General features: G+C 56.1%; 1 protein-coding gene. It reads right to left on the reverse strand.

Features of this window, described 5'->3' with window-relative positions; translation table 11 throughout:
* Positions 1-413, reverse strand: a 413-nt coding sequence (locus tag HMPREF2749_RS00975) for a helix-turn-helix domain-containing protein (protein ID WP_070593068.1), incomplete at its 3' end; no start/stop codon positions are given.
* Between the last annotated feature and the right edge of the window lie 59 nt (positions 414-472).

The raw sequence follows: 472 nt of genomic DNA on the forward strand, positions 1-472 counted from the left end.
AGTTCCTCCTCACGCGTTGGTGGTACCGCCCGTACCGACCCCTTTGGCCTGCCCTTGGGCTTAGGCTTAAGCGCCTGCGCGCCGCCCTCACGGTACAGCCTGCACCACTGCTTCAACGGTGTTGCGCTTGCAATACCGAAACGCATCATCGCTTCAGGCTTGCTCATTCCACCATCAACCACGGCCGCCGCTGCGGCAACTTTGGTCTCGTAGTCGTATTTGGTGTGCTTTACTCCCATGGCAAGAAGCCCGCCCTTCCCGATTACGCGGTACATTTTCTGCCACTCTCTCACAGTCGCGGCGGACACGCCAAGCCTTTTGGCGGTCAAACGATAGCCACGTCCCTTCTCAAACATTTGCGCTGCCTGCTCCCGAAGCAAACGGTCATGCCTTGATCTCAGATGTTCAGACATGAAAAGCCTCCTGTTTCTTGGACTTTATTTTCGTTGTCCAAGAAACGGGAGGCAGTTCA

Source organism: Rothia sp. HMSC075F09 (genome assembly GCF_001810515.1).
Lineage (GTDB): Bacteria > Actinomycetota > Actinomycetes > Actinomycetales > Micrococcaceae > Rothia.